This window comes from Vibrio sp. V42_P2S4T144, from assembly GCF_009904715.1.
Taxonomy (GTDB): domain Bacteria; phylum Pseudomonadota; class Gammaproteobacteria; order Enterobacterales; family Vibrionaceae; genus Vibrio; species Vibrio alginolyticus.
The window spans coordinates 1-8203 of sequence record NZ_WXWS01000384.1 but is presented as its reverse complement, the minus strand read 5'-3'; the positions used below and the strand labels follow the sequence as shown (position 1 = coordinate 8203).

General features: G+C 46.3%; 7 protein-coding genes and 1 tRNA gene. 3 read left to right on the top strand and 5 right to left on the bottom strand.

All coding sequences use genetic code 11. The annotated features are described in order from the left end of the window. Positions 1-254: 254 nt before the first annotated feature. Complete coding sequence (locus CAG68_RS12975) at positions 255-1454, top strand: NupC/NupG family nucleoside CNT transporter (protein ID WP_161441235.1); 1200 nt, start codon at positions 255-257, stop codon at positions 1452-1454. Between the two features lie 68 nt (positions 1455-1522). On the opposite strand, the gene folD is transcribed toward CAG68_RS12975, so the two are convergent. Beyond that, entirely contained in the window at positions 1523-2383 is an 861-nt protein-coding gene (folD, locus tag CAG68_RS12970; RefSeq protein WP_161441234.1) for a bifunctional methylenetetrahydrofolate dehydrogenase/methenyltetrahydrofolate cyclohydrolase FolD, read from the bottom strand. A gap of 203 nt (positions 2384-2586) precedes the next feature. Here folD and CAG68_RS12965 point away from each other — a divergent pair. Next, positions 2587-2663, top strand: a tRNA-Arg gene (locus CAG68_RS12965). A gap of 163 nt (positions 2664-2826) precedes the next feature. After that, positions 2827-4518 carry a class I SAM-dependent methyltransferase gene (locus tag CAG68_RS12960; RefSeq protein WP_054728953.1) on the top strand — a complete coding sequence of 564 codons (1692 nt, stop codon included), beginning with the start codon at positions 2827-2829 and terminating at the stop codon, positions 4516-4518. A 94-nt stretch (positions 4519-4612) separates the two neighbouring features. Here the strand turns inward: CAG68_RS12960 and CAG68_RS12955 are convergent, their stop codons facing one another. Genes CAG68_RS12955 through CAG68_RS12940 form a run of 4 tightly spaced genes read right to left on the bottom strand, consistent with a single transcriptional unit; the run spans position 4613 to position 8199 of the window. Then, complete coding sequence (locus CAG68_RS12955; RefSeq protein ID WP_024702821.1) at positions 4613-5836, bottom strand: beta-ketoacyl-ACP synthase; 1224 nt, start codon at positions 5834-5836, stop codon at positions 4613-4615. Then, positions 5833-6558 carry a 3-oxoacyl-ACP reductase FabG gene (fabG, locus tag CAG68_RS12950; protein WP_005388326.1) on the bottom strand — a complete coding sequence of 242 codons (726 nt, stop codon included), beginning with the start codon at positions 6556-6558 and terminating at the stop codon, positions 5833-5835. The genes CAG68_RS12955 and fabG overlap by 4 nt, the downstream gene beginning before the upstream one ends. Then, the gene (locus CAG68_RS12945) at positions 6555-7019 is read right to left on the bottom strand and encodes a hotdog family protein (protein WP_005388322.1); all 465 of its coding nucleotides are present in this window, start codon (positions 7017-7019) and stop codon (positions 6555-6557) included. Before CAG68_RS12945 ends, fabG begins: the two co-directional genes overlap by 4 nt. Further along, the gene (locus CAG68_RS12940) at positions 7012-8199 is read right to left on the bottom strand and encodes a beta-ketoacyl-[acyl-carrier-protein] synthase family protein (RefSeq protein WP_054730341.1); all 1188 of its coding nucleotides are present in this window, start codon (positions 8197-8199) and stop codon (positions 7012-7014) included. The genes CAG68_RS12945 and CAG68_RS12940 overlap by 8 nt, the downstream gene beginning before the upstream one ends. Positions 8200-8203: the final 4 nt, after the last annotated feature.

Here is an 8203-nt window from a genome sequence, read left to right as displayed (position 1 = left end):
GATCAATGACGTTGTAGAACGACACATAAGGTGATTCACTTCACAAAAATTTTTCCTGAATCAGAAACATATTTTCCATATGGAAATAATTGAAATAAGCAAACGTTTATCTTCAATAAATTCAATTGGTTATTTTGTTGGTCAGTTATTGGTCGCTTAAACTTTTCACACTGTTAACATCCTCAACTTGCAGCATTTTGAGTCCGCTATACAATCCGGTGCCTTCCATATCCCCCTTCTGTCGGATTCATTTTATGAACTCAATTATTGGTATCGTAGCCATACTATTCCTAGCATGGCTACTTTCTACAAATAGAAAAAATATAAAGCTGAGAACGGTGTCGTTTGCGTTTGCTTTGCAGGTACTGTTTGCGTTGTTGGTTTTATATGTACCAGCAGGACGAGATGCGCTGAATTCAGTGAGCAGTGTTGTGTCGAATTTGATCAACTATGGTCAAGAGGGCATTGCGTTTTTATTCGGTAATTTGGCGACAGGGGGCTTCACCTTTGCGATCAATGTTCTGGGTATCATCGTTTTCTTCTCCTCTCTTATCTCAGGTCTTTATCACATTGGTGTGATGCCAAAAATCATTAACTTTATCGGTGGTGGTATTCAAAAGCTGCTGGGTATCGGTCGTGCTGAGTCTTTGTCTGCTACGGCGAATATCTTTGTTGGCACCATTGAAGCACCATTAATGGTAAAGCCTTACCTAAAACACATGACTGACTCGCAGTTCTTTGCAGTTATGACAGGTGGTTTAGCGTCAGTTGCTGGCGGAACGTTGGTTGGTTACGCATCACTGGGTGTCGACCTCAACTATCTTATTGCTGCTGCATTTATGTCAGCACCTGCCGGCTTGTTGATGGCAAAAATTTTAATGCCAGAAGATACGGATAAAGCAGCAGATATCGACATTAGCCAAGTTGAAATTCCACGTGCAACCAACGTAGTAGAAGCATTAGCCGATGGTGCCATGGCGGGTGTACGCATTGCTGTATCGGTCGGTGGTACGTTACTGGCGTTTATTAGTGTCATTGCAATGCTAAACGGCATGTTAGGCTGGATAGGTGATCTTATTGGGACACCATTAAGTTTTGAGCTCATCCTAGGTTTTGTGTTTGCGCCAGTCGCTTGGTTGTTGGGTATACCATGGCAAGAAGCAACCACAGTAGGCTCGCTGATTGGTAACAAGATTGTGGTGAATGAGTTCGTCGCTTTCATCCAGCTTGCAGAAGTGAAGTCTCAACTTAGTGAACACTCACAAGCAATCGTGACGTTTGCTTTGTGTGGCTTTGCAAACATCTCAAGCATGGCGATGCTGATTGGTGGGTTGGGCTCATTGGTACCAGAAAAGCGTGCATTTGTTTCTAAGCATGGTTTCCGTGCGATTATCGCTGGTGTCATGGCGAACTTAATGAGCGCTTCGATTGCGGGTGTGATTTTAAGTCTGTAATTGAAATAGATATCAACAATTAGCAAAAAGGCTCCTTGCGGAGCCTTTTTCGTATCTGAAGCTTTACGTTATTTGTCTGTGTGGAACTGTTCGCAAGCGAGCATAGTGTTCTCAATTAAACTTGCGACGGTCATTGGGCCAACTCCACCAGGAACAGGAGTAATAAAGCTCGCACTTTCACGTGCTTTGTCGTATTCCACGTCGCCAACTAGTTTGCCTGAGTCAAGACGGTTAATACCGACATCGACCACCACTGCGCCTTTTTTAATCCACTCACCAGGGATAAAGTTAGGCTTACCAACCGCAACCACGACAACGTCAGCTTGACGCACATGACTCTCTAGGTCTTTGGTAAAACGGTGACATGTTGTTGTTGTGCAGCCCGCAAGCAGCAGCTCAAGTGTCATTGGACGACCAACAATGTTTGATGCGCCAACCACAACCGCATGTTTACCACGTAGCTCAATGTTGTAACGCTCGAGTAGGGTAATGATGCCCTTTGGCGTGCAAGAGCGAAGCTTTGGAATACGTTGCGCAAGACGGCCAACGTTATAAGGGTGGAAGCCATCCACGTCCTTCTCTGGGTGAATGCGCTCTAAAACATGTGTTGTGTTTATACCTGCAGGAAGGGGTAATTGCACTAGAATGCCGTCAATTTCATCATCGTTGTTTAATTCATCAATCAGCGCTAGTAACTCTTCTTCTGAGCTAGACGCAGGAAGGTCAAAAGACTTAGAAACAAACCCAACTTCTTCACATGCGCGGCGTTTGCTACCGACATAAACTTGAGAAGCAGGATCTTCACCAACTAGAACCACTGCTAAACCAGGAGCACGTAGCCCAGCTTCAACACGTGCTTTAACACGTGCAGCCACTTCGGATCGAACAGTTTGGGAAATGAGAGTTCCGTCTATATTTTGAGCAGTCATGACTTTCCTTATAAATTAAGAAGGCAGATTATCTGCGGCGCATTGTCGCAGAATTTCTTATCAACATCCATACGCAAACGTTTGCTTTGTGGTGTTTTTGAACATTAAGCGTTTTAATGGACTTTTTTTAGGCATTCAGATCAGAATGTTATGAAAACCCGTTGATTTACCCGTTTGAACTCGTATAATCCTGTCCCTGTAGCGCGCCCTTAGCTCAGCTGGATAGAGCACGTCCCTTCTAAGGATGTGGTCATTGGTTCGAATCCAATAGGGCGTGCCATTTATTCAAAAGCCTCGATAACTCTTTGAGTTGTCGGGGCTTTGTCGTTTTTAGGTTTTTGGCTGTAATTGCCACTCTATCTACAACTTTTGAATGGCATTCTAGCCATTGCAATTTCTAGCAATTAATATGGACGCATATTAATTACCTTTCGTTAACCTTTATGCCTGCCACTTCTAACTTTTATGACCGACACGCCGACTCTTTCGCGAAGCAATACACATCGATCCAGTTTGAGGATGTCCACGCGAGTTGGAGAGTCTTCTGGCCCCAGGCTGGAGATCGTGTGTTAGATGTTGGCGCGGGCTCTGGTCGAGACGCGAAATGGATGGCTGAGCATGGGTGTGAAGTTGTTGCGATTGAGCCTGCTCAAGCACTTCTAAGGCTTGGTAAGTCTTACTGTGGCGATTCCGTTACTTGGCTTGAAGATGCATTACCTAAGCTTGAGAAAACCATTAATCTTGGCTTTCGCTTCGATTTAATTCTTGTCAGTGCGGTATGGATGCATCTTGCGCCTACGCACCGTGAACGTGCATTTCGCAAACTTGCAAATTTGTTAGCGCCTAATGGTCGATTGGTGATTAGCCTTCGTCACGGTGACTTTTCTGACGGTCGTAAAGCTTATCCCGTATCGGTTGAAGAGCTCGAAAAGTTTGCAAAGAATAGCGCTTTAATGGTGAGAAACGTATCTCTCGATGACGATCAGTTAAAGCGAACGGGTGTATCTTGGCAAACTGTAGTGATGTCTTTGCCTGATGATGGTTCCGGTGAGCTGAATAAGGTTCGCCACATTATCGTCAATGATTCCAAATCGGCTACCTATAAGCTCGCACTACTACGTACTTTACTACGTATTGCAGACGCTCATTCTGGTGCAGTGGTTGATCGCAGCGAAGGTAAAGTTGCAATCCCATTAGGATTAGTTGGCTTATATTGGATTCGTCAATTTAAGCGTTTAATCGATAAAGAGAACATCCAGCAAAGCTCGAACTCGTCTAAAGGGCTAGGTTTTATAAAGCCCGATGGCTGGGGCAGACTTTCCCATTTAAGTCCTGATGATCTTGCTATAGGCACGACATTTTTTGGTGAAGATGCAGTGGCGCTTGATAAAGCGATAAAAGACAGCTTAAAAACCATAAAAGATGGTCCCGTCACTTTTACCTATCAAGGTGATAAATCAAACCCTTACTTTGAAATGATTCGTTCAGCTAAGAAGCCAAAACGTTCAATTGTTGTGGATAGCGAGTTCCTCGAAGGTTATGGGCTGTTTGTGTTGGATGAAAGCCTTTGGGATTGTTTTCGATTGTATAACTCTTGGATTGAGCCGCTGGTGGTCAACCAATGGATTATGGAAATGCAACGATTTCGGTCTAATCAAGAGCGGGGTATTCCACTGCAAACGTATCATGATTGTTTGGTCTGGATTGATAAAGACCATGATACGCGAGTCGTGCGAAAGAGAATTGAACAGTTGAAGCTCAGCCATTGCGACATTGTCAGTGTATGGAGTGGAAGCAAATTACGAAATGAGTATCACGTTGATCACTGTTTGCCATTTGCTTATTGGCCCAACAATGATAAGTGGAACTTACTACCAACATCTAAGGTTGAAAACCTAAACAAGCGTGATCGTATTCCTGCTAGCTATCGATTAAACGCATCCAAGCCGCGAATTTTGGATTGGTGGCAGTTAGCTTGGGGAGAGACGGATAATTTGAGTCGGACGTTTTTTACCGAGGCTTCATTGTCGCTACCTAATGTGCCTGCATCTTGTCAAGATTTTGAGCATGTCTTTGAAGCGATGGGATTACAAATTCGTGGTGTTAAAAGTCGCCTTTGTATCGCGGAATGGTAATGTCTTGTTTGCCGTTACAGCGTGATATATGAACCTGATAGGCAACCAACAAAAAAGCGCTGGTTAACCAGCGCTTTTGCATTTACTAAGGGCATTACATCTTTTTAAAGATGATGGAGGTGTTGATGCCGCCAAAGGCGAAGTTATTACTCATCAAATATTTCACGTCCAGCTCTCGGCCTTGTCCAGCGATGTAGTCTAAATCGCCACATTGCTCGTCGAGGTTTTCTAGGTTGAGTGTTGGGTTGAACCAACCTGTGTGCATCATTTCTAAACCTAGCCACGCTTCAATTGCGCCACACGCGCCGAGTGTGTGGCCAAAGTAGCTCTTGAGTGAACTGATTGGCACTTTGCCCAGAGCATTCGCTGTTGCGTTGCTTTCTGCAATATCACCGCGGTCGGTGGCAGTGCCGTGAGCAGATACATAGTCGATCTTCTCAGCAGTAATCCCCGCGTTTTGCAAAGCCATTTCCATACAGATTTGCATGGTTTCCATCTGTGGTTGAGTGACGTGTGCGGCATCACAGTTGCTGGCAAAACCGATGATTTCTGCATAGATTTTCGCGCCACGAGCGACGGCGTGTTCGTACTCTTCCAGAACCAGCGTTCCCGCACCTTCACCAATCACCAAACCATCGCGATCGGAGTCATAAGGTCTTGGTGTGCTTTTCGGGTCTTCATTCTTCAGACTGGTGGCAAAAAGGGTATCGAAGACAGCGGATTCCGTTGGGCACAGTTCTTCAGCGCCACCAGCAACCATTACCGTTTGGTAGCCATGTTTGATCGCTTCGTAGGCGTAGCCGATTGCTTGGCTGCCGGAGGTACATGCACTGCTGGTTGGGATCACTCGGCCTTTCAAACCGAAAAATAGACCAACGTTCACTGCCGTGGTATGCGGCATCATCTGCACGTAAGTCGTTGCGGTGATCGCTTTCGTGGTTTTCTCATTCAGCATGACACCAAATGCGCCGATTGCGTCAGTACTGCCTGTTGATGAGCCGTATGCGATACCCGTTTGACCATTGGTGAGTACGTCGTTACCAATCAAACCTGCTTGGCTCAGTGCGTTTTCTGTTGCGACAGTCGCCAATTTAGAAACGCGCCCCATGCCGCGTACTTGCTTGCGCTTGTAGTGCTTTGGCAGTTCAAAATCTAAAATTGGTGCCGCGAGCTTGGTGTTCAAACCATCATACTGTTCGTAAGAAGGCATGTATTGCGTCGCGTTCTGGCAGTCACGCAGTTTCGGCTCGACAGATTGCCAATCGTTACCAAACGCAGTCACGCCCGACATTCCGGTTACAACGACTCGACAGTTCATACTAGGCCTCCGTTTACCGAAATGACTTGGCGAGTTACATAGCCTGCGATGTCAGACATAAGGTAACTGACTAAACCAGCGACTTCTTCTGGTTCTCCCATGCGGCGCAAAGGAATTTGCGGCATCGCGTGTTCTTTTACGTGTTCGTCTACCATGCCTGTGTCGATAAGCCCTGGAGCAACGCAGTTAACGGTGATTTTGCGTTTTGCCAGTTCAAGTGCGAGTGATTTTGTTGCACCAATTACGCCCGCTTTTGCTGCGCTGTAGTTGGTTTGGCCACGATTACCCATTAGGCCAGAGACTGATGCAAGGGTAACAATTCGGCCGCCTTTGCGCTTTTGCACCATTGGCATAACACAAGGGTGAAGAACGTTGTAGAAGCTATCTAGGTTGGTATGAATCACACCATCCCATTCTTCTTCGGTCATCGCAGGGAAAGCGGTATCTTTTGTGATGCCAGCGTTGTTTACGACGCCATAGTAAGCGCCGTGTTCGGCGATATCGGCTTCTAGCTTCTCACGACAATCTGCACGGTCACTGATGTCGAATTGGATAAGACGACCGCTACCACCATGCTGTTCGATGGTGTTTAGGGTGTCTTGCGCGCCTTGTTGATCGCCCATGTAATGGACAATGACTTGGAAACCATCTTTGGCTAATTGAACGGCAATGGCTTTGCCGATGCCTTTGCTGGCACCTGTAACGAGGACTTGTCGGGTCATTGTTGACTCCTGATTTTCATTTCTTGTAATTTTTCTTCTGATGGAACGTAAACGTTCAATTGGCAAGTCGCTACAACAGTTCCTTGTAGCTCAATACGGGCTGAAAAAACCGCCATACCGTTATCTTCCATAACTTTTTCAGCATACACATCGAGCACCTGTCCGCGAGAAAACGTATCGCATTCAGACGTGTATCGACGGCTACCAAGCAAAAAGCCAATCGGTGGCGCTTGTTCTTTCATTAATGCGTGGTAACCAGACCACGCCGCGACAGATTGCGCCATAAACTCAATGCCAACGTAAGCTGGCACGGTTTGAGAGGTCGAGTCGAAGAACGGGTTGTGTTCTGCGATATCAACCTGGCAGTGAATCGTATCTTGTTGAACATCCAAAGCACGATCAACCAAGATCATTGGTTTGTCGTGTGGCAAAAGTTGTTCGATGGGAGGAAGTTTAGTCATGAGCGTAACCAAAAATAAGACTAATGTTATTGCCACCAAAAGCAAAAGAGTTGCTGAGAATCGCTTTGTTACCCAGTTTGGTTGGCGTCTCAACTAACGATATATGGATATCGTCTGCTTTGGTTTCGCAGTGTTGTATTGGCAAATCAAGGTTGTACTTGAGAATATGCCAAGCAATCGCGGCTTCCGTAGCACTTGCTGCGCCTAATGTGTGTCCGGTAAGTGGCTTTGTCGAGCTTACGGGAACGGAGTCTCCAAAGCAGCGATGAATGGCTTTGCTTTCCATCGCATCGTTTAACGGCGTTGCTGTGCCATGTGCGTTGATGTAACCAATGTCTTGCGCTGTAAGTCCTGCATTGGCCAACGCTTTTTTCATCGCTTCTTCTGCGCCTAACCCTTCTGGATGTGGTGCGGAAATATGGTGTGCGTCTGAGCTGTCGCCAGCTCCGAGAAGAGCAACGGGCGCAGGTGTTTTGCTTAGCAACATTAATGCTGCTGCTTCACCGATATTGATGCCGTTGCGATGTTGGTCAAACGGCTTACAAAGGGTATCGGATAGAGCTTCTAAACCGTTAAAGCCGTTTAGTGTTAGGCGACAAATGGTATCCACACCACCCACAATGACCGCATCAACAATGCCAGAGCGAATCAGGCGTTGCGCGGTTAAAAAAACACGACCACTAGAAGAGCAGGCGGTTGAAACTGAGTAATGTGGGCCGCTCAAATCAAAGTAGGCGGCAATAAAATCGCTGCAGTTGCCAAGCTCTTGTTTGGTGTAATGGTAGTCGGCAGGAAAATTACCGTTTGCCAGCTTTTCGCCAAATGCGATTTCGCCATCTGAAATGCCAGATGTGCTGGTGCCGATCACGACTGCGATACGGTCACGACCATATTTAGCAATGGCGTCACGCACGTCGCCTTCGATTTGCAGCAAAGCCGAAAGTGCGAGGCGGTTGTTTCTCGTATCAAACTGGCTGAGTGCGGTCGGTAATTGCGGTAACGTCTGTGCAATTCGACCGATTACTGTTTGGCGGCCTGAATTTAAAATATCTTGGTCAACCACCATGTTGGATGGCTTCGCTCCTGATAAACACTGGTGGATGAGCGCATCATCTTGTCCCATGGCAGAGTGAAAGCCACAGGCCTGAATATACAAAGGTTGAGAAGAGCGAATAGGCATATTG